Consider the following 20,254-nt stretch of genomic DNA (forward strand, 5'->3'; position numbering starts at 1 on the left):
CGGCAACTTCCCTTATGCGTGGCCCTTGAAATGAAACTGAAGGCGGCCGTCCACAAAGGGCAAGCTCGACAGGTCGTCGTTTCCAACCTCGTCCTCGATCAACCGGGCCAGCTTCGCGTTCATTTCCATCATCAGCGCACCGTGCAGACCGGATTGCGTGGCCAGGTTGTTCGTCTCGCCAGGGTCGGAGTAGAGGTCGTACAGTTCGACGTCGTTATCGGCGAGCAAATCCGCGAGCGTTGTCGGCTCGTTGAAGCGCGATAGCGCGAAGTAGCGGCTGAACCTATAACGCCCGTCGAACACGCTACGAATCGCGCCGCGCAAATTCAGGTCCGGCTGTAACGCCGCTGCTTGCCGATGCATCTCGGCCGCTGCAACGCCGCGTTCGCGCATCGTCTTGAACTCGGCAAGCATCCATTCGCTGTCGTAGTAGAGCAGCATCGCGTAGTTAAAGAGCGCCGCTTCGCGAATGGCGTTGAGTTCCGCACGCTCGGGCCGGGCCAGCAGGTGGGCAAAGCTCGATCCCTTGATGTCGGGGCCGGTAATGCTTGCGCGCGTGTCCGGAGGCGCGCCCGTGAACGCCACGAGTGTCGGCGCGACATCGACGTGAGAGGTCAGGGCGCGGCACGATTTCCCGCCGCGAAATGCAGGATGCCTGACGATCATCGGCACGTGGTTTTGCTGGCGATAGGTGTTGGCGCCTTTGTCGATCATTTGATGATAGCCGGCAAGGTCACCGTGGTCGGAAGTGAGCACCACGATGGTCTTGTCCGCGATGCCGAGGTTATCGAGCTCGTCGAGCAGGCGCTCGACATGCTGGTCGCAGTCGCGGATGCAATTGAAGTAATAGTTCTGGTAGTTCCTCACCGTGGCGTCGTCGAAGCTGATCTTGCCAATCAACGCCTCGTGGGCCGCCGAGTACATCGCGTGCGCCTTTGGCCGGCTCGCTGCATCGAGCGGCTGACGCCGCGAGGCCGGCAACGCAACCTTGTCCCAGCGGGCGTCATAGAGACGGCTGGCGGGTGCTGGCCGTGTCGGCAACAGGCCCGATCCATTCGGCCGGCCCGCAGGGTCGGTGTCGAGCCACATCGCATCGTGCGGATTGACGAGATTGACCGCCATGAACCACGGCTTGTCGGCCGCCGGATTGCGCCTTTGTTCCCGAAGCCAGCTGATTGCCGCCTGGGTGGTCAACCCGTCGAAGTTGTAGCCGCCATGCGCGGAGCCGACCAGGTCGCCTACGCCGAAGTAATCGTCGAAGCCGTATTGACGCATGGTCTCGTTGTATTGGGCGACCGGCGCGTTGTAGGGCACATTGGATTCGTGCATGGTTCCGCTCAAATGCCATTTGCCGACGTAGATGGCCCGATATCCGGCGTCTTTCATCATGTGACCGACCGTGCGGATCGAGGTCGGCATATCCGGTTGCCACGGCAGTCCGGCATTGTCGAATACGCCCGTGTGCTGCATGTGCTGGCCCGTGTAGATCGTCGAGCGCGAAGGCGAGCACACGCATGCAGCAATCTGGTGATTGATGAAGCTGACGCCGCTCTTTTTCAGGCGTTCGCGGCCGGGCACGCTGAACGGCCATTCGTCGAAGTACCGCTCCTGATCGACGAGTACAAAAAGAATGTTGTAGCCGGCGGGCAGATCGGGTTGCGCGGAAGGCGTCTCCTGAGCCGGGATACGCTCCGGCCGTCCGGCGCTCATCGATACCGCAGGCGCCACGGCCGCGGTGACGGCTGCTGCTGACATCTTGAGGAATCTTCGGCGTTGGCCGTGAAGTTGCACGGTTTCGATTTCAGGACTAGGTACGTGCGTGTTCTGGTCTGTCATGGTCACATCCATGCGGTTTGAAGAAAGGCCATTGGGAATCCTCGCGAAGACGACAGCAGTAGTGGAAAGGCCTGGTACGAATTTTAATCAGGATAACTGATATTAGTCCATGGATGGCAATGCTGTTCATATATGAAACAAGAGGCGCCAGCCGGCATCATCAAAAACGGATTCCATCGGAAAAAATGAAAAAACCCATATTGTTAGGAATGCTTGCCTACTGTGTGTGCGGTTCGGCCTCTGCGCAAAGCAGCGTGACACTCTATGGCAGTCTCGATTCCGGGCTTGCTTATGTGAACAACAGTGGCGGTCATGCGTTGTTCAAGGCCAATCAGAGCAACATGCAGCCGGATCGGTGGGGCATCACGGGCGTCGAAGATCTGGGTGGCGGACTGCACACTTTGTTCAGACTCGAAAACGGTTTCTTTACCGATACCGGCGCATTGGTCAACACGAACAGCTTTTTCAACCGCCAGGCCTATGTGGGGCTGGAGTCCGACCAGTTCGGCAGAGTGACGCTGGGTCATCAGAGCGCACTGTCGTTCGACCTGCTCACGCCATTCGCAAACGCCTACGCGGGTAATTCATGGAATATGTTCCATCCTGGCAACGTGGATGGTCTCGCCAACTCGGCAACGTCATCCATCAACAATGCGGTCAAATATCGCTCGCCCACGTGGAGTGGTTTATACGTAGCGGCGCTGTTTGGATTCGGCAACACCACGGATTTCCAATACGGCACGACGTCGAGCGTGGCGCTGCACTATGGCAACGGTCCGTTTGAAGCGTCGGTGTTCTATCAAATTCAGCACAACCAGGCATTCTCGCTGTCTCCACTCGCACTCGGTACGTTTCAGCACCAACCCGCCGCGAGCTACGTTGCCGATCGGGCGCAGTTCTGGGGCGCCGGCGCCTCGTATCGGCTCGATGCGATAAAACTGCATCTGCTCTATACGCGCGTGAAGCTCGAATCGAAAAACTTTGCCGATGTGTATCAGTCCTGGGACTCCGGCGCCGAATGGTCCGTCACGGCGGCGAGCACCTTGACCGCCGGGGCCAATACGACGACTCTCGACACTCATCGCTGGACCCAGGTGGGTCTCGGCTACATCTACTCGTTGTCGAAGCGAACCCAGCTCTATCTGCAAGGCGTCTATGAACACGCGAATCCGGGCAGTCTGGCTTCGCTATCGATCGCCGGGGTTTCGAGCACGAACAACCAGTTGCTGTTACTGACCGGTATTCACCACAACTTCTAGTGCGCCGCGGGGGGCGGTCCCCCCGTCAAGCCAGCGCTTCCATCACACGATGAGCTTCTCACACCTTCGAACGACGGGACACCGCATACCCCAATAGTCCCGAGAGATCCCGTGCCGCGCGCTTGACCTCGCGTTCCGTTCGTTCGCGGAGCTCCGGGTCGAGTTCGAAGCGTTGCCCAGGGCCGGCCACGCTGATCGCCGCGACGACGGCGCCGCTGGCATCGAACACCGGTGCCGCGCACGCATCAATGCCGGGTTCGAAACCCGAGAAACTCCACGCACAGCCGCGCGCTTGGTCGGCGCCCAGCATCTCCATCAGTCGCGCGTAGGACGTTGCGCTCTGCGGCGTTGCCGCGGCGAGCGGCTCCGGGCCGAGGAGATCGCGCACCTCGTTTTCGGGCAGATGGGCAATCAACACGCGTCCCGGCGTGATCTGGTGCACCGGTATACGACTGCCGACCTGAATGTTGCTCACCAGCGCGGTCTGGGGCATGTCACGCAGGAGATAGAGGACATCGCGGCCGTCCCGCACGGCGAGATACGCCGACAGCTTCAGCGACTCGCTCAGCGAGGCCAGGACGCGGCGGGCAAAGGTGGTGAGATCCTGGCCGGCCAGCACACTGGCGCCGAGCTTGAGGAACGCGAAGCCTGCCTGATGCCCGCCTTGCGGCAGGCGTTCCAGCATCTCTTCATGCTCCAGCGTGGCGAGCAGACGCATGACCGTGACGCGATTCACGTCGATACGCCGCCCGAGCTCGCTCAGATTGGAGGTCGATCCCCCCTCGGCAACGAACTTGAGAAGCCGCAGCGCCCGGACGACCGGCGTGACCAGCTGGAGTTTGTCGTCGTCTTCGGCGGGATGGGCATCGCCGGCATGCTTGGGTTCGCTTGGCATCGTGACAGGCAGGTGGGAGCGGGCCAGTATCCCATACGGGATCAGTGCAGCGCCACGTTCCAGGCATCGTATTCATAGACCCAGTCTGCGTTGCCGCCTTCCTTGAGCCATACGTTGCTGCGCGACCCGATCTGGATGCGGCTGGTGCGTTCATGACGGGCCGCCTGGTAGCGCGAGAGCGCGGCCGGCACGCCCATCGTTCCCGCCTCGGAGAGGCAGCGCGCCAGCACCACGGCATCTTCGATCGCCATGCCTGCGCCTTGGGCCATGAACGGCATCATCGGATGCGTGGCGTCGCCCAGCAGCGTGCAATGGCCGACCGACCAGGACGGGAGCGGGTCACGCACATAGAGCGCGGATATCAACACGTCGTCGCAGGCATCGAGCAGTGCGCGTGCGTCTTGATGGAACAACGCGTAGGCGGCTCGAACGTCCTCGACGCGGCCCGGGGTGGTCCACGATTCGTGGCGCCAGCTCTCCTGCGCGACCGTGGCGAAGACGAAGATTTCGCGTCCGCGATTCAGCGGGAACGTGACGATCTGCGAAGTGGGCTCGGGGCCCCACCATTTGGTAAAGGCATCCAGGTTGGGGACCGACAGGCGCTCGGCAGGCACCACGGCACGATAAGCGGCTTGCCCGGTAAAAATCGGGTGCTCGGCGCCGAATAGCGCTGCCCGGACGACAGAGTGAATCCCGTCCGCGCCGATCAGCACATCGACCGTTTCCTCCGACCCATCCGCGAAGTGCAGGGTGGCACCGTCGGCACGCGAGTCGATCGAGAGGGCTTTCGAGCTCAGGCGCACGCATTCCGGCGGCAGTGCCTGCTCGAGCGCCGACATCAGGTCGCCTCGATGCATCGTCAACTGGGGCGCGCCATAGCGGGCCTGCGCTTCGTCGGCCATAGGCAGGCGGGAGGTTTCCTCGCCGGTGTCCCACGAGCGGCTGATACGGTGCGTCGGCCGGGCAGCCGTTTCGCGCAGCGCATCGCCCACGCCCAGGCCGTCAAGGGCGCGCACCGCGTTGGGCGTGAGGTTGATGTCCGCCCCTACGCGCGCGAAGCGGGCAGCCTGCTCGAATACCTGCACCTCCAGACCCAGCTTGCGCAATGCGATTGCTGCTGCCAAACCGCCAATTCCGGCGCCGTTGATACCAATTTTCAGAGAAGTCATTCGATCTGTCCTTACGGGCACCGGGTTGCCGCTGCGCCATGTGTTCAAAAATGAACATAATGTTCATAAAAAGAATATGGCGTGAACAGGCGAACGTCAAGACTCGGGTTTACGAGGAAAGGAGCCGCAGTTCTAGGCCCAATTGCTGCAAAAGCTCGAACTCGATCCGTCCGAGTTTCCGCGGTGGGAGCGCTCACGTTGGCCCGAGATGCGCAAACAGTTCGGCGAAATCTTCGTGGAGCGCACGCGCGCGGACTGGTGCGCGCTTCTCGAAGGAACGGATGTGTGCTTCGGTCCGGTATTGAGCCCCGAAGAAGCGGCCAATCATCCGGACATGCAGGCGCGCAACGTCTACTGCGAGCGTGACGGAAGGCTCGAAGCGCGTCCCACGATGAGGCCGCTTGAGCTGGTCATACCGGAAGCGGCGCAGCACCTGCGCGACCCACTCATGACGTTCGCCGGGGCTGGCAGCCGGAGCAAAGTCGAGCGTATGTGTGCCGTCGAGGATGGCGCGCACCTGGTCCAAAGAGCGGATTTGAGATTCGTTCACCTCGATGATCATCCGAGATGATCACCCATCCCCATTACCCTGACGCCGGTCAACGCGTGCGTGTCGGGTCTACAACGGGCTCATTCTCCGTTGGAAACGCGCCAGAAGCTGCCCGCATACACATCCGAAAACACCCGTTCAGGCTCGTGTGCGGTTGGACAGCACCTCAGAACCGCGTCATCATGCCGAGCGCCAGAACGGTTTCGCTGACGCCGAGTGTACCCGGCGCCGTTGGTACACCGCCAAACGGCACGTATGAACCATGCTTGTCGTTGCATAAATACATGAGATTCGCGAAGAGTGTGGTGCGTTTGGACAGGTAATAGTCGTAACCCAGTTCGTACAAGGTGGCGCCGGTACTACCGCCGCTCGTGGCCTGGCCCACGTACATTGCCGGATTGACGGCGACTTGCCCCGAAGGCGTCCTGACCAGGCCGCTCATCGTGCCGCTTCCGCTCCCGGCGCGAATCAACGCGACATTGATGTCACTGAAGCCGAACAGGTAAGTGCCAAATAGCGCCCAGTTGTTGACGCGCAGCCCCGCCTGGCCGCCGTTCACCCATCGCTCGTACGAGAGCTGGGTGAACATCGCGCCGACGCGTGCCTTTCCGATATTCGCGTCGCCGTACAACGCCAGTCCCCGGTCGTTCGTGCCGAATCCGCCGTAATCGTGGTGGGTTTCGTAGGCAGCCATGAGCGTAAACGGTCCCTGCGCATAGGACCCGCGAACGGAGAGCAGATGGGCGCCACTGCCGCCCGCCGAGCCGTCATTCAGTGAATAATGCACGCGGGCCTGGAATCCGTGAATGACGGGAGACCAGTACGCCACCGTGTTCGTCTGCCGGCGCTCGAACGAGCCCATTGCCTGCCCGTTGCCGACGGTATTGCCGATGCCGTTGCCAAGCAATTGCCCGGCATCGAACGTGGTCCCGGGAAACGGAACGCGGCTGAGCAAATCGCGCAGCGGCGTGTCCCAGACGCCAAAGAACACGGTTCCGTAGCGCGCGCTGTCGAGCCCGACGCGCGTGTTGCGTGAATTCAGCGGATTGAAGCCCGGTGGCTGCTGGCCGTTCAGAAAGACATAGCTTTCGAGCTGGAAAATCGCTTTCAGGCCCGCACCCAGATCCTCCTTGCCCTGCAATCCGAAGAACGCGCCATAGGTCGCAAGCCGGCTCGTGTTGCTGGCTGTGTTGCGCACCGCGCTGGAGGCGTCGGCGCCGCTCACGTGATACTGTTCAAGGCCGTCCTGAAGCAGGCCGTACATTGTCACGCTCGATTGCGCGGCGCAGGGATGCAGTGACATTGCCGCCTCCATACAAGTTAGCATTGCGAAATATCGGTAACGCATGGGTCTCCTCTCCGAATGAAAGCATCGTTATATTGTGTTGCGCGACCGGCTTGAGCCGTTAGTGGATGATTAGCGGGTGTAGTGGACGAGCCAGAGCGGAATGTCCGGAAACGCGATGATGAGCGCCAGCGCGAAAATGTTCACGGCCAGAAATGGAATCGTGCCCGAGAATATCGTCTTGACCGGAATGTCGGGCATCACGGATTTCACCATGAACACGTTCATGCCCACGGGCGGATGGATCAGGCCGATTTCGATCATCATGGCAATGAAGATGCCGAACCAGATCAGATCGACGCCCAGCGGCTGAACCACGGCGGCGAATACCGGAACGGTGAGCAGCATCATCGAGACGGCCTCCATCACGGAACCCAGCACGACATAGATCAGCACGATAATGAGAATGACGCCGGTGGTTGGCAGGTGCAGCGAGACGATCCACGTCACCAGCGTCGTGGTGAGGCCCGAGAGCGTCACGAAGTTGGCAAATACCATGCCGCCGAAGGCGATCACGAAAATCGTCGCGGTCGTCCGCCCGGCTTCGACCAGCGATTCGAGCAGCACTCGCTTGCTCAATTTCCCGCGCAGCGCGGTGAAGATCATCGCGCCCGTGGCGCCTATGCCGCCGGCTTCGGTCGCCGTGAAGACGCCGCCGTACAGGCCGCCGACTACCACGAGGAACAATGCCAGCACGCCCCAGACTTTGGCGATACGCTGCAGACGCACGCGCCATCCGCAATAGTCGCCAGCGGGGCCCGCCGCGGGATTGCGGCGCACGGTCCACCAGACCGCCGTCATGAACAGGAGACCGAGCAGAATGCCGGGCGTGATTCCGGCGGCGAACAGCTTGCCGATGTCCTGCTGCGTGATAACCCCATAGATCAGCAATGGAACGCTTGGCGGAATCAACGCGCCGAGCGTGCCCGCCGAGCTGACACAGCCGCTCGCGAGACTATCGGCATAGCGATGGCGACGCATTTGCGGCATCGCCACCTTCGTCATGGTCGCGGCCGTTGCGATCGAGCTGCCCGAGATCGCAGCGAAGCCTGCGCTCGCAAGCACTGTCGCATACGCAAGGCCACCCTTGCGATGACCGAACAGCGAATAGGCCGCGTCATAGAGCTCTTCAGCCAGATTGGCCTTGTAGATGAACGTTCCCATCAGGATGAACATCGGCACGACGGATAGCGCATCATTGGCCGCCAACGCCGAGATCGTCTGTCCCGCCATGACCATGGCGGGCTCGACCCCGCGAATGACGGCGAAGAAGGCCGTGCCGGCCGCGAGCATCGAAAATCCCAGCGGAATGCCGCAAAAGGCCAGTAGCAGAACGGCGGTAAAGCCAAGCAGTGCGAGCGTCATGACGATCTTCCCGATACGAAGCGACGAAAACTGAGAATGTGGGCCGCGACGAGCGTGACGGCTGCGAACCCGGACACTGCCGAAAGTGCGCTGATGGCGTAGTTCAATGGCGCGAGCGGCAGGGCAAGTATCATCGTCGACATGCCGCTCGCGCTCAGGTAGCGTCCTTCGCAAGCGAGTTGCCACGCGATGACGAAGCAGATTGCCGCGCCGAAAAGCAGCGTGCACAGGCGGTAGAGCCAGCCTTTCACGCCACGCAGTTTGCCGTGCAAGATGCTCACGCTGATATGGCTTTCGCGGTAAGTGACCAGTGGAAACGCCGCGAAGATGAGGACCGCCATGGCGTATTGCACGATCTCCGAGCCGCCCTTGATTGGCGAAGCAAACACGTAGCGCATGAAGACGTCCGTGAAGGTCAATCCCATGATGCACAGGATCGATACGGCGACGACGCCTTGCAGCACGTGCTCCGCGGCGCCGATCCAGCGCATTTCCCGGGGCGTGCGCAGTGCCTCGGGTTCGGGCATGTCGATTGGCAGGCTCATTTGTCGTACGCCTGCGCCGCGTGCCGGTACCAGGCAAGTGCCGCGCTGCCGTCAACGTTCGAGGCTTCGGCGCGCGCAAGCCACGCGTTTTCGATCGGCTGCGCCAGGCGCCGCAGTTGCGCGACGAACTGCGGCGATGCCTCGCTGATTTTGAGATTCCCGGCCGCCGCCGTTTTCACGGCATGCGCGTTGATCTGATCGAGCGCAGCCAGCCGGTGCGCGAGCGCTGCGCCCGACACGCTTTCGATCGCCGCGCGGTCCCGAGGCGCAATGTGTAGCCACTTCGCCTGGTTGACGATCAGCGAAAAGCTCGGGGAAGTCAGTCCCCCCGGCACGACGGTTTCGAATCTCGCGTAGCGCATGACCTTCAAGGCCGACGCATCCATTTCGGGAATGCCGGCAAAGCCGTCCACCATGCCGCTCGCGACAATCTCGCTCATCTTCGCCGCAGGTGTGGAAATCACGCCCGCGCGGGCGGCGTCCATCATCTCGGCGGCCACGCCGGGCGTCGTCCAGATCTTGGTGCCGCGCAGATCGTCAATCGAATCGATGGGGTGGCGCAACCCGTAGATCTGCCCGGACGGTACGACAAATAGCGCCAGCAGCGTCACTTCTTTATATTCGCCGGCGTTCTTGAAGAACTTTTGATACGTTTGCCACAGCGCCGCCGACATGGCGCTCGCGGAGGTGGACCCCAGCGGCAGCTGCGCGATCTGCATGAGCGGCAATTGCCGATAGAAGTTGCCGTTGTAGACGTACGCGCCGTCCACCACGCCCGCTGTCACCGACTCCCACAGCTGTTGAGGCGAGGCGAGGCTGGCGGGTGGAATCACGACCGTCACGCGCCCTTGCGTCACGCGCGCGACATCGGCGGCCCATGGCTTCAACACCTTCGTATTGAGCGGATGTTGCGCGGGCAGGTAGGTGTTGATCACGAGCGTGGTGGACGCCCGCGCGAGCGAAAGATGCAGCGCGCAGCATGCGAGGAGGATGAGCAGCCCCCAGCGCAGCAACCGGAATCGATTCATGATGTCTCCGTCTATTTTATTTTCTGTGCGAGTGCCCGCCGCAATGGCCGGCGCGGCGTGCTACCAGGCGCAGATCTGGATGCCTGCTTCCTGTTCCTTGCGTGTCCACGCAGCCATCCTCTGATAGCTGACGGTCGGATGCATCTTGCGCCGGCGCAGCCAGTCGAACAGGCGTTCACGCAAGCGCTCTCTCACCGCCGCATAATCCGCGTCGGCGCCGAGGTCGCGGTATTCGCCGGGGTCGTTTTCCAGATCGAATAGCTGGGCCCGGAGATCGTCGAAGAACACGCACTTCCATCGCTCGTCGCGCACCATGTAGCCGTGGCAGCGGTCGATCGGCTGACCGGTGCGATCGCGTACGAAATCACGGAACGCATAGTTCATTTCACTGAAAGCCGCGTCCCGCCACTCATTGACCGCCTCCCCGTGAAGGAGCGGCTGCAGCGAGCGTCCCTCGAGTACGTGCGACGGCCCAGCCACGCCAAACGCGTCCAGGATCGTGGGAACGACGTCGATTGCTTCAACCAGTTGCGATTGAACCGTGCCTCGCGTGCGATCGGCAGCGCGGCGCGGGTCGTAGATCATGAACGGCACGCGGGCGACCGTATCGTGGAAGAGTTCCTTTTCCGCGAGATAGTGATCGCCGAGATAATCGCCGTGATCGCTGCAAAAAACGATCATCGTGTCTTCGAGCTGCCCGGCCTGCCGAAGCCAGGCCATGAGGCGCCCGATTTCATCGTCGAGTTGCTTGACGAGTCCCATATAAGCGGGAATCACATGCGTGCGGATGGCTTCCTGGGCAAAGTTCTGCGCGCCGGAAAACTGCTGGAACCCGCGCATCACGGGGTGTGCGTTCTCCGTGCGCTCGATCTCGTTGCGCTGCGCGCGAACCACGTCGCGCGCCGTGTACATGCCGTGGTAGGGCGCGGGCGCAACATAGGGCCAGTGCGGTTTGATGTATGAAAGATGCAGGCACCACGGCGCGTCGCCCTGCTCGCGGATGAAGTCGATGGCGCGGCTCGTCAGATAAGGCGTTTCGGCATGCTCTGCCTTCACGCGCGCGGGAAGATGCGCATGCCGCATTTCCCAGCCGGACAGCGTCTCGCCGTTCGGGCCCAGCGCCGAGTTCGCATAGTCGTGCCAGGGGTTGGCGCTGCGATAGCCCTCGTGCGCCAGAAACGCGGCATAACGATTGTCCTTGTTGACAAAGCCGCTCGGCCAGCAGCCGTCATCGCGCTCGAACGGCTCGAAGCCCAGTTCGGCCGCCAGTTCGCCTCGCTCGCCGAGCACGTCGACTCCAAGGCGCGCCATTTCGGACAGGTCGGCCTCCACGTGCGTCTTGCCTGCGACGGCGGTACGTATCCCGTGCGGCCTCAGATAGTCGCCGAGCCCCCTTTCGCGCAGGGAAATCGGCACGAAGTTCCAGATTGCGCCGTGGCTACTGACGTAACGTCCCGTGTAATAGGACATGCGCGAGGACCCGCACACGGGGCCTTGCACATAAGCGCAATCGAACCGGACGCCGCTTTTCGCAAGCGCGTCGATATTCGGCGTATGCAGCGTGGGGTGGCCGTAGCACGACAGATAATCGCGGCGTAATTGATCCGCCATAATGAAAAGAACATTGCGTACCTGGGAAGGCCCATGACTTGCCATTGATGTCTCCGTGTTCTTCGTTCTCGTTGGAACGTGGTGGAGGTGAAGATATTTTTTTTGCCGGAACTGCTCAACCGATTTTTGATAGAGTTTCACGGCGTGAAACTCTAAGAGGCGGATATGTGGGAGCCCAAAGTCAAGACGATTGCGGCACTGGACAAGGGCTTGAGCGTGCTCGACGCCGTGCGTGAAACGGGCGGCGCGAGCCTGCATGAGTTGCACGTGCGTACCGGCATGCCCAAGGCCACGCTCTTGCGCATCCTTGTCACGCTGGAGCGCCGCCGTTTCATCTGGCGCCGGATAGCAGACGGCTTTTTCTGCCCGGGAACCATTCAGGACACCACAAAACAGACGTCCACCTCAATCGCGCTTCTCGCACAATGCGCGGGGCCGCCGCTCGCCCGGTTGCAGGCCAGAATCCTGTGGCCGTCCGATCTGGCGGTGCGTCGCGGCAACATGCTGATGCTGTGCGAAACCAATCGTGCGCAGTCCTATTTCACGATCAAACGCGACGAGATCGGATTTCAGGTCAATTTGCTGCGCTCAGCCGGCGGCCGTGCGTACCTTGCCTTCTGCCCCGACGCGGAGCGCGAGCGGATTCTGGCGGCGCTGCGCCGAAGCGGCCGGCAAGGCGATAGCCTGGCGCGCGATCCCGATGCATTGAACGCCTTGCTTGCGCAGGTCAGAAAGAATGGCTATGCCGAACGCGAACCGACTTTCGGTACCGACTACGACAAGCCGCGTTCCGAAGTGGACGACCGTCTCGATGCGATCGCGGTACCGATCCATGGCAGTAAGCGGATTTACGGCTGCATCACCATTGTGTGGATACGGGGCGTCACCACCGCAGCGCAAATCGCCGCGCAACATCTCGATGCACTGCTAGGAACGGCCGAAGAAATTTCGGCTTCGATGTTGCGCGCGAAGCGTGTAGCGCGCAAAGGTCGTCCAGAGGATGTCGAATAGGTCAGTGTTCGCGCTGTTGCACAGGAATACGACAGAACTCGCGCAGTGCGTCCGTCCAGATTCTTCAGGTCTGTTTGGAATCCCGTTTTTCGCTGTTCTTCACGACGTCCCCTGAGCCTTGAGTTAATTGTCGATGAGCGGGCGAAACGGGGGGAGATCGTCCCGTAGACCTCGGGGCGTCGCTCGTGATCTGCAGGGGGCGTTGGGGCCGGTGTGAAGCGCAACGGGGGTGTCAGAATTTCCGTGTTCAAGGCGGGGTTGAGATTCAGACGGATGGTCGAACGAATCGATCCGCGTAGAGGATAGCGAACTGGTTCATCGCTGTCTTCCAATCGTGGGCGGCACGCCCCCAGTCAGCCGTGATGTTGCACAGTGCCAGCCAGATCAGTTTCGTTGCCGCATCGTCGGTCGGGAAGTGGCCTCGGGTCTTGATGATCTTGCGAAGCTGCGAGTTGATGTTCTCGATGGCGTTGTGTAGATCACCTTGCGCACACCTGGCGGAAACGCAAAGAACGGAATCACGCGGTCCCAGGCATTGCGCCATGACCTGCTGACCGTCGGGAATTTCTGGCCCCATGGCCCTTCGGCAAACGCCTCCAGCTCGGCCTGCGCGGCTTCAGCGCTCGGGGCGGTATAGATCGGCCGGATCGCGGCGGCCAGCGATCTGCGGTCTTTCCAGCTCGCATAATCGAGGCTGTTGCGAATCAGGTGGACGATGCAGGTTTGCAGCGTGGTGGCCGGAAACACGGCTGCCAGCGCTTCGGGCATGCCTTTGAGGCCGTCGGTCACAGCAATCAGGATGTCGTTGATGCCGCGCGTTTTCAGGTCGTTGAACACCTTCATCCAGAACTTGGCGCCCTCGGTGTTCTCGATCCACAGACCCAGGATGTCGCGCGTGCCGTCGGGCAGAATGCCCAGCGCCAGATAGACGGCCTTGTTGCGCACGACGGCATCTTCGCGGATCTTGACGCGCAACGCGTCGAAGAACACGACCGGATACATCGGTTCGAGCGGCCGGGCCTGCCAGGCGGTGACTTCGCCCATCACCTCGTCGGTCACCGAACTGATGAAGTCGGGCGAGACCTCGGTGCCGTACTGTTCCAGCATAAAGCCCTGAATCTCGCGCACGGTCATGCCTCGGGCGTACATCGCGACGATCTTGTCGTCGAAGCCCGTGAAGCGTCGTTCGTGCTTGGGAATCAGCAGCGGCGCAAAGCTGCCGTCGCGGTCGCGCGGCACCTCAATGCGGATCGGGCCATCCTCGGTCAGAACTGTCCTGGCACCTTTGCCGTTGCGCTGGTTCGTCACGCTGGCCGGTTTGGCGCCGCCCGGTGCGTAGCCGAGATGGTGATTCATCTCACCGCCCAGCGCCCGTTCGATCAGCGCCTTCTTGAGCGCCAGCGTTGCGGCATTGATGGCTTCGGCTGTCATCGGGCCACTGCCGAATTGCTCCAGCAGTTCAGCGGGAATGGCCGGTAGCTCTACCGGTGGGGTCTTCGGTTTGCGAGGCATATGTTCTCCTGGGAAGAATCATATGCCTTGAACACGAAATTAATGACAGGCCCAGCGCAACTGATTTTCCGGTCCCCGCCCGGTCCGTTGCGGCGGAGGAGCATTCCTGCGACGGTACCGCTCAGCCCGCGCTTTGAGCCAGCTTGAATGACATGGAATAACTGAAGCGGCTCGCCGGGTGCACGCCCGTTGTCGCTTCGATGACCTTCTCGCGCACGAAATAGGTCCGCACGATGCGCAAGCCCGCCGACCCGCTCTCCACCTGCAAGGTATCAGCGACAGCTCCCTCGAGCAGCAGCCCCTGGATTTCCTGCTCGACGCGCGTGACCTTGATCCCGTACTGCTCCTCGATCATCGTGTAGACCGGCTTGTCGAGCGTCTTCGAGAGACCCGTCAGCTTGCTGTACTCCGCGTTCACATAGATATCGACGAGGGCGATCGGCTCGTCGGCGCCCTGTCCGCCATAGCGCACGCCTTCCAGATGCAGCCACTTCGTGCCCGCGGCGCAGCGCAGCAGCGCGGTCTGTGACGCATCGGCCTGCAACGTGCGGCGCGAGCTTACGCGCAGGCACGTCCCTTTCGCATAGAGGGCGAGATCGGAAAGGGTGTCCATCGACTGCACATAGCGCGTCTGCGGGCGGTCCGCGAGGACCGTCGTGCCCACGCCGGCCTGCCGCGTGATGAGTCCGAGATTGCAAAGCTTCAGGATGGCCTGGCGCACGGCGTAGCGGCTAAGGCCCCACTGCGCGCATAGCTCTGCCTCCGTCGGCAGCATGTCGCCGACCGCAAAGCGGCCCTCGCGGATGTCCTGCATGAGCGTGCGTGCCAGGTCGACATGGCGGGGCTGCGGCACGTCGAACATGGGCGCTTCGGGCGCGTCGGTAATGGGCGGCATGGCGTTGGGCACGAGAGGCGGCGTGTGAGGGCCGCGATGGCGACAGTATAGCAGTCGCCAGGGTAAGCACGAATGTTCGAACAATCGAATAAACATAGAATGCAATCCAAGGAGCCGGAAGTCCCGGGCTCCGTGAATTCCCGGAGAACCCTGCATGTACCCGATCGATTTCCTGTGGCGCGCCGCGCACCGCCATCCCTGCCGGACCGCCATCGTGAGCCCTGACGGCAACCTGACTTTCGAGGCCCTGGCCGCCGAGGTGCTACGGCGCGCGGCCGCGCTCACGCGTCTCGATCCGCTGCCGCGTAGCCGCGTCTGCATCGGCGCGGCCAACTCGGTCGATCATCTGCTTTCGCTGCTCGCCGTGCTGGCGGCGGGCAAGGTGTGGGTGCCGCTCAATCCGCGCAACGGCGACCCCGAGCTGCGCCGCATCGTGGAATTCGTCGCGCCGTCGCTCGTGCTCGCCGACGACGCCATGCTTGAACGCCTCGCGGGCGTGCCTGCGCCGCTGCGTCCGCTCGGCGAACTCGCCCGCGACGATGGCGACACTTCCGCCGTGGCGTTCGGCCCCTATGCGCGCGGCGGTGTCAGCGTCGAAGCCGCGCAGGCGATCAAGTTCACGGGCGGATCGACAGGCATTCCCAAGGGCGTGATCCAGCCGCTGCGTGCGTGGAATACGAACATCGCGACGCAGATCCACGAACTGGGTCTCACGCCCGACGATCGCTACCTCGTCGCCGCTCCCATCACGCACGGCACCTCGACCTACATGCTGCCGCTGCTCGGCGCGGGCGGCGCGCTCGTGTTCCCGGAGTACGCGAAGCCGGCCGGACTGCTCGATGCCGCAAGCGAGCACAGCGCGACAATTTTCTTCGCGCCGCCCACGCTGATTCTCGCGCTGAGAGAAGAGCAGCGCCGCGCCCCGCGTGCGCTGCCGGCGCTGCGCTACCTCGTCTATGGCGGCGCGCCGATGCGCCCGGAACAGATTCGCGATGCGCAATCCGTGTTCGGCCCGGTGCTCTGCACCTCGTTCGGACAGACGGAAGCGCCGCAGATCATCACGTTCCTGCCGCCCACCGAGATGACGGGGGAGCGCCTCGCCTCGGTCGGCCGGCCGACGCTGCTCACGCGCGTCGCGATCCTCGACAAGTCGGGCCAGCCGCTCGGGCCGGGCGAGGAGGGCGAGATCGCCGTGCGCGGCGCTCTCGTGATGAGTGGCTACCTGAACGCCGAAGAGGAAACGAACAAGACCCTCGTGGACGGCTGGCTACGCACGGGCGACGCAGGCGTCTTTGATGAGGAGGGCTATCTGTTCCTGCGCGACCGTATCCGCGACGTGATCATCACGGGCGGCTTCAACGTGTATCCGGGCGATGTCGAGGTGGTGCTGTCGAGTCATCCGGCGGTGGCCGATTGCTCGGTCGTGGGCGTGCCCGACGCGAAATGGGGCGAGGCTGTGCACGCGGCCGTGCAGTTGCGCCCCGGCATGAGCGTCGAAGCCGACGAACTGGTGGCGCTCGTGAAGCGCGAACTCGGCTCGGTGAAGACGCCGAAGTCCGTGCATCTGTTCGACGCGCTGCCGCGCAGTGCGGTCGGCAAGGTGCTCAAGCCCGCTGTGCGCGAAGCGATCCTGAACCTGCGGAGCGAAGCATGAGCGCGATGAACGACGCACGGGCGCCGCGCACGGCGCTCTGCCACTACACGACCGATGCGGTCTACTATGGCGAAGCCGATCTCGTGCGCGATCTGCTCGGTCAGGCGAGCTTCATCGACGTGTTCATGAAGCAGACTTTCGGCCGCGTGCCGAGCGCCGGCGAGCGACGGATCGTCGATGCGGTGCTGGTCACCCTGATGGAGCACGGCATGACACCGAGCGCGATTGCCACGCGCATGATCTATGCGAGCTCGCCGGAAAACCTGCAGGCGGGCGTGGCGGCGGGGCTGCTCGCGGTGGCGAGCCGCTTCGTCGGCACCATGGAGCCGGCGGCGCAACTGCTCGGCCGCATCGCCGCGAGCGGGGACGCCGGGGAGGAAGCGGCGCGCATCGCCCAGGACTACCGGGCGCGGCGCGAAGCCGTGCCGGGCTTTGGCCACCATCTTCACAAGCCCGACGACCCTCGTGCGATTGCGCTGCTCGCGCTGGCGCGCGAGGTGGGGACGTATGGGCCGTACTGCGAGGCGCTCGGGCACCTTGCCAGCGCCGTCGATGCCGCTGCGGGGCGGCATATCACGATCAACGCGACCGGCGCGATCGCGGCGCTGCTGGGCGACATCGGCATCCCTGTCGCGCTGATGCGCGGGTTCGCGGTGCTGAGCCGCGCAGCCGGCCTGATCGCACACATCGCCGAGGAGCAACGCGACCCGTCGGGCCGTTTCATCTGGAGCCTGGTCGACGAGGCCATGACGGAGGTTCCGTCCGCCGGCTGAGCAGCGAGCCACCACTCGCGCGAATTTACGCTAACTCGCGCCATTGCATCAAACATGAAGGAGACGAACATGACCGAAGCACAAGAAGCCATCCTGCGCCACCATCACATCACGCTGTGCGTGGGATCGGCGCAGCACGACTACGATTTCCACACGAAAGTGCTCGCGCTCAAGAGCGTGAAAAAGACGCTGATCTACGACGGCGTCGCGCCTTTCTACCATCTTTACTACGGCAACGACATTGGCGAGGAAAGCACGCTCATCACCTGCTTCCCGGTTGCGCATTTCGGCCGCAAGGGCCATCGCGGTGCGGGGCAGATCGGCGGCCTTTCGCTCTCGGTGCCGGTCTCGGCCATTCCGTTCTGGGAGAAGCGGCTGCGCGATCACGGCTTCGAGGTGAAGCGCTCCGAGCGCTTTGGCGAACCCGTTCTCTCGTTCGCCCATCCTTGCGGCATTCCGTACGAGATGATTGGCATTGCTGACGATGCGCGCAAGCCGTGGTCGAACGGCGAAGTGCCGGCGGATCTCGCGATTCGCGGCCTGCACACGATCAGCGTAAATGTGCGCGAGCTCGAGCCGTCGCAGGAATTCATGCAGCAGGGCTGGAGCGCACATGAAGTGGCGCGCGACGGAACCCACACGCGTTTCGCGTTCGGCGAGGGCGCGGGACATCCGGGCCAGTTCGTCGACTACGTGCTCACGCCGGGTCTGCCGCAGGCGAGCTGGACCTACGGCGAGGGCATCGTGCACCACTGCGCGTTCCAGGTGAAGGATCGCGCGGTGCAGGACAAGGTCAAGGCAAACCTCGAGGGGCTCGGCTTTACCGATACCTCCGAGCGCAAGGACCGCGGCTACTTCGAATCGATCTATGTGCGTACGCCGGCCGGCGCGATGTTCGAGGCGACCGTCTCGAAGCCCGAAGCATTCCTGATCGATGAAACGTATGAGACGTTGGGGTCGAAGGTGCAGATTGCGCCGCAGTTCGAGAGCCGGCGCGCGACGATCATCGCGTCGCTTGAAAAGCTCGAATTCTGAACCGGAGCGATGTGCCATGTCGAATGCCAATCCGCATCTGGCCCAGCCGCCGCAGGTGTATGGCTGCTCGCCGGGGGACGCCGCGCTGGCGGTCATTCTCGTGCATGGGCGCGGGCAGTCGCCCGAGTGGATGCGCGACGCGGTCGTGCGCCGCTTCGGGCGCGACGACCTCGTCTGGCATGCGCCGGCGGCGGACGGGCAGTCGTGGTATCCGCAGCGCTTCATTGCGCCGCTCGAGGAAAACGAGCCGCGCCTGACCCACGCGCTCGCGGGCCTCGATGCGCTCTCCGGCGCGCTGTGCGAACAGGGCTTTCCGTACGAATCGCAGGTGCTGGTGGGTTTTTCGCAGGGCGCATGCCTGTGCAGCGAGTTCGTGTGGCGCGCGGGGCGGCGCTACCGCGCACTCGTTGCGTTCACGGGCGGCCTGATCGGGCCGCCCGGCATGCACCGCGATATCGTCCCCGGCGTATTCAACGGCATGCCCGTGCTGTTTTCCACATGGGATGACGATCCCCATGTGCCCGCGCAGAGCGTGCGCGAGTCGGCGCAGCGCTTTGCCGAGGCGGGCGCGGATGTGACCTTGAAGATCGAGGCCAGCGACGAGCACGGCATTCGCGACGCCGAAATCGGCTATGCGCGCGCGCTGCTCTCCGGTCGTCAGCCGTAAGCCCAGGACATAGAGGAAAGGGTAGTGATCATGCAAATTTTCGTGCACGAAACGCGGGCGGCCCGGGTCGTCTTCGGTCCGGGCAGCCGCCACCAGTTGCTCCAGGAGCTGGAAAACCTGGGCGTGCGCCGTGCACTCGTGCTGACCACGCCGGAGCAGACCGGCATCGGCGAACAGGTTGCCGGGATTCTGGGCGCGCGCAGCGCGGGCGTTCACGGCAAGGCGGTGATGCATGTGCCGCTCGACGTGGCGCGCGAGGCCATCGAGACGGCGCGCCGCCTCGGTGCCGACGGTTGCGTGGCGATCGGCGGCGGCTCGACGATCGGTCTCGCGAAGGCGATCGCACTCGAATCGAGCCTGCCGATCATCGCCTTGCCCACCACCTATGCAGGGTCCGAAATGACCCCGCTCTATGGCGTCACCGACGGCGGTCTGAAAAAGACCGGGCGCGACTGGCGCGTGATGCCGCGCAGCGTGATCTACGACCCCGAACTGACGTTGACGCTGCCGGTGCCGCTCAGCGTGACGAGCGGGATGAACGCAATCGCGCATGCCGCCGAGGGCCTGTATGGCCGTGATGGCAACCCCGTCTACAGCCTGATGGCCGAAGAGGGCATTCGGGCGCTCGCGAGCGCGCTGCCCCGTTTGCGCGAAACGCCCTCGGGGCTCGATGCGCGCAGCGACGCGCAATATGGCGCCTGGCTGTGCGGGACGGTGCTGGGGAATGTGCAAATGGGACTGCACCACAAGCTGTGTCATACGCTGGGCGGGTCTTTCAATCTGCCGCATGCGGAGGTTCACACGGTGATCCTGCCGTACGTGCTTGCCTATAACGCGACGGCTGCGCCGCAGGCGATGGCGCGCATTGCCCGCGCGCTGGGCAGCGAGACGGCCGCCACGGGCTTGCGCGCGTTGGGCGCAACGCTCGGCGTACCGGGCTCGCTGCGGGAGTTGGGCATGCCGGCGCAGGGGCTCGATCGTGCAGCGGACCTCGTGGTCGAGACACCCTACCCGAACCCGCGACCCATCGAGCGTGGCACGATTCGCGAACTGCTGCAGCGGGCCTACGAAGGCGCCGAGCCAGTTTGATCCGTTTAATGCTGC

The 20,254-nt window shown here is 63.2% G+C and carries 16 protein-coding genes and 2 pseudogenes; 8 read left to right on the forward strand and 10 right to left on the reverse strand.

Going from position 1 to position 20,254, the window contains the following annotated elements:
- Positions 1 to 12 precede the first annotated feature (12 nt).
- Positions 13 to 1,848, reverse strand: coding sequence for a sulfatase-like hydrolase/transferase (locus U5775_RS09720; protein WP_322057916.1), 1,836 nt, complete (start codon positions 1,846 to 1,848; stop codon positions 13 to 15).
- A 101-nt stretch (positions 1,849 to 1,949) separates the two neighbouring features.
- Here U5775_RS09720 and U5775_RS09725 point away from each other — a divergent pair, with 101 nt between their 5' ends.
- The gene (locus U5775_RS09725) at positions 1,950 to 3,095 is read left to right on the forward strand and encodes a porin (protein WP_415913544.1); all 1,146 of its coding nucleotides are present in this window, start codon (positions 1,950 to 1,952) and stop codon (positions 3,093 to 3,095) included.
- Positions 3,096 to 3,153: 58 nt separating this feature from the next.
- Here the strand turns inward: U5775_RS09725 and U5775_RS09730 are convergent, their stop codons facing one another.
- Both U5775_RS09730 and U5775_RS09735 read right to left on the reverse strand, forming a co-directional pair.
- Entirely contained in the window at positions 3,154 to 3,990 is an 837-nt protein-coding gene (locus U5775_RS09730) for an IclR family transcriptional regulator (RefSeq protein WP_322057917.1), read from the reverse strand.
- A 41-nt stretch (positions 3,991 to 4,031) separates the two neighbouring features.
- On the reverse strand, positions 4,032 to 5,159 hold the full coding sequence (locus tag U5775_RS09735) for an FAD-dependent monooxygenase (RefSeq protein WP_322057950.1): 1,128 nt from the start codon (positions 5,157 to 5,159) through the stop codon (positions 4,032 to 4,034).
- A 208-nt stretch (positions 5,160 to 5,367) separates the two neighbouring features.
- On the opposite strand from U5775_RS09735, the gene U5775_RS09740 reads away from it, so the two are divergent.
- Positions 5,368 to 5,730 (forward strand): CoA transferase, encoded by a 363-nt coding sequence (locus U5775_RS09740; protein ID WP_322057951.1) that lies wholly within the window; start codon positions 5,368 to 5,370, stop codon positions 5,728 to 5,730.
- 145 nt (positions 5,731 to 5,875) lie between these two features.
- Here U5775_RS09740 and U5775_RS09745 read toward each other — a convergent pair whose 3' ends face one another.
- The 5 genes from U5775_RS09745 to U5775_RS09765 form a co-directional block, all read right to left on the reverse strand.
- The gene (locus U5775_RS09745) at positions 5,876 to 7,012 is read right to left on the reverse strand and encodes a porin (RefSeq protein WP_322057918.1); all 1,137 of its coding nucleotides are present in this window, start codon (positions 7,010 to 7,012) and stop codon (positions 5,876 to 5,878) included.
- A 114-nt stretch (positions 7,013 to 7,126) separates the two neighbouring features.
- Entirely contained in the window at positions 7,127 to 8,419 is a 1,293-nt protein-coding gene (locus U5775_RS09750; RefSeq protein ID WP_322057919.1) for a TRAP transporter large permease, read from the reverse strand.
- The gene (locus U5775_RS09755; protein WP_322057920.1) at positions 8,416 to 8,964 is read right to left on the reverse strand and encodes a TRAP transporter small permease; all 549 of its coding nucleotides are present in this window, start codon (positions 8,962 to 8,964) and stop codon (positions 8,416 to 8,418) included. The genes U5775_RS09750 and U5775_RS09755 overlap by 4 nt, the downstream gene beginning before the upstream one ends.
- Entirely contained in the window at positions 8,961 to 9,992 is a 1,032-nt protein-coding gene (dctP, locus tag U5775_RS09760; RefSeq protein WP_322057921.1) for a TRAP transporter substrate-binding protein DctP, read from the reverse strand. The genes U5775_RS09755 and dctP overlap by 4 nt, the downstream gene beginning before the upstream one ends.
- 60 nt (positions 9,993 to 10,052) lie before the next feature.
- Positions 10,053 to 11,648 (reverse strand): sulfatase-like hydrolase/transferase, encoded by a 1,596-nt coding sequence (locus tag U5775_RS09765; RefSeq protein ID WP_415913545.1) that lies wholly within the window; start codon positions 11,646 to 11,648, stop codon positions 10,053 to 10,055.
- A gap of 171 nt (positions 11,649 to 11,819) precedes the next feature.
- On the opposite strand from U5775_RS09765, the gene U5775_RS09770 reads away from it, so the two are divergent.
- On the forward strand, positions 11,820 to 12,614 hold the full coding sequence (locus tag U5775_RS09770; RefSeq protein WP_322057952.1) for an IclR family transcriptional regulator domain-containing protein: 795 nt from the start codon (positions 11,820 to 11,822) through the stop codon (positions 12,612 to 12,614).
- A gap of 265 nt (positions 12,615 to 12,879) precedes the next feature.
- Here the strand turns inward: U5775_RS09770 and U5775_RS09775 are convergent.
- A pseudogene (locus tag U5775_RS09775) lies at positions 12,880 to 14,126 on the reverse strand (IS256 family transposase).
- Positions 14,127 to 14,247: 121 nt separating this feature from the next.
- Positions 14,248 to 15,021: a GntR family transcriptional regulator gene (locus U5775_RS09780; protein WP_322057923.1), complete on the reverse strand. Its 774-nt coding sequence runs from the start codon at positions 15,019 to 15,021 to the stop codon at positions 14,248 to 14,250.
- Between the two features lie 154 nt (positions 15,022 to 15,175).
- On the opposite strand from U5775_RS09780, the gene U5775_RS09785 reads away from it, so the two are divergent.
- The 5 genes and pseudogenes from U5775_RS09785 (at position 15,176) to U5775_RS09805 (ending at position 20,239) form a co-directional block, all read left to right on the forward strand.
- Positions 15,176 to 16,675: a class I adenylate-forming enzyme family protein gene (locus tag U5775_RS09785; RefSeq protein WP_322057924.1), complete on the forward strand. Its 1,500-nt coding sequence runs from the start codon at positions 15,176 to 15,178 to the stop codon at positions 16,673 to 16,675.
- Positions 16,627 to 17,448 (forward strand): annotated as a pseudogene (locus U5775_RS09790) (citryl-CoA lyase); the annotation flags it as partial. The gene U5775_RS09785 and the pseudogene U5775_RS09790, both read left to right, overlap by 49 nt.
- Before the next feature lie 69 nt (positions 17,449 to 17,517).
- Positions 17,518 to 18,483: a VOC family protein gene (locus tag U5775_RS09795; protein ID WP_322057925.1), complete on the forward strand. Its 966-nt coding sequence runs from the start codon at positions 17,518 to 17,520 to the stop codon at positions 18,481 to 18,483.
- Positions 18,484 to 18,499: 16 nt separating this feature from the next.
- Complete coding sequence (locus tag U5775_RS09800; protein ID WP_322057926.1) at positions 18,500 to 19,150, forward strand: phospholipase; 651 nt, start codon at positions 18,500 to 18,502, stop codon at positions 19,148 to 19,150.
- Between the two features lie 30 nt (positions 19,151 to 19,180).
- Positions 19,181 to 20,239, forward strand: coding sequence for a maleylacetate reductase (locus tag U5775_RS09805; RefSeq protein WP_322057953.1), 1,059 nt, complete (start codon positions 19,181 to 19,183; stop codon positions 20,237 to 20,239).
- The last annotated feature ends 15 nt before the right edge of the window (positions 20,240 to 20,254 follow it).

This window comes from Paraburkholderia sp. J63, assembly GCF_905220245.1.
Classification (GTDB): Bacteria; Pseudomonadota; Gammaproteobacteria; order Burkholderiales; family Burkholderiaceae; genus Paraburkholderia.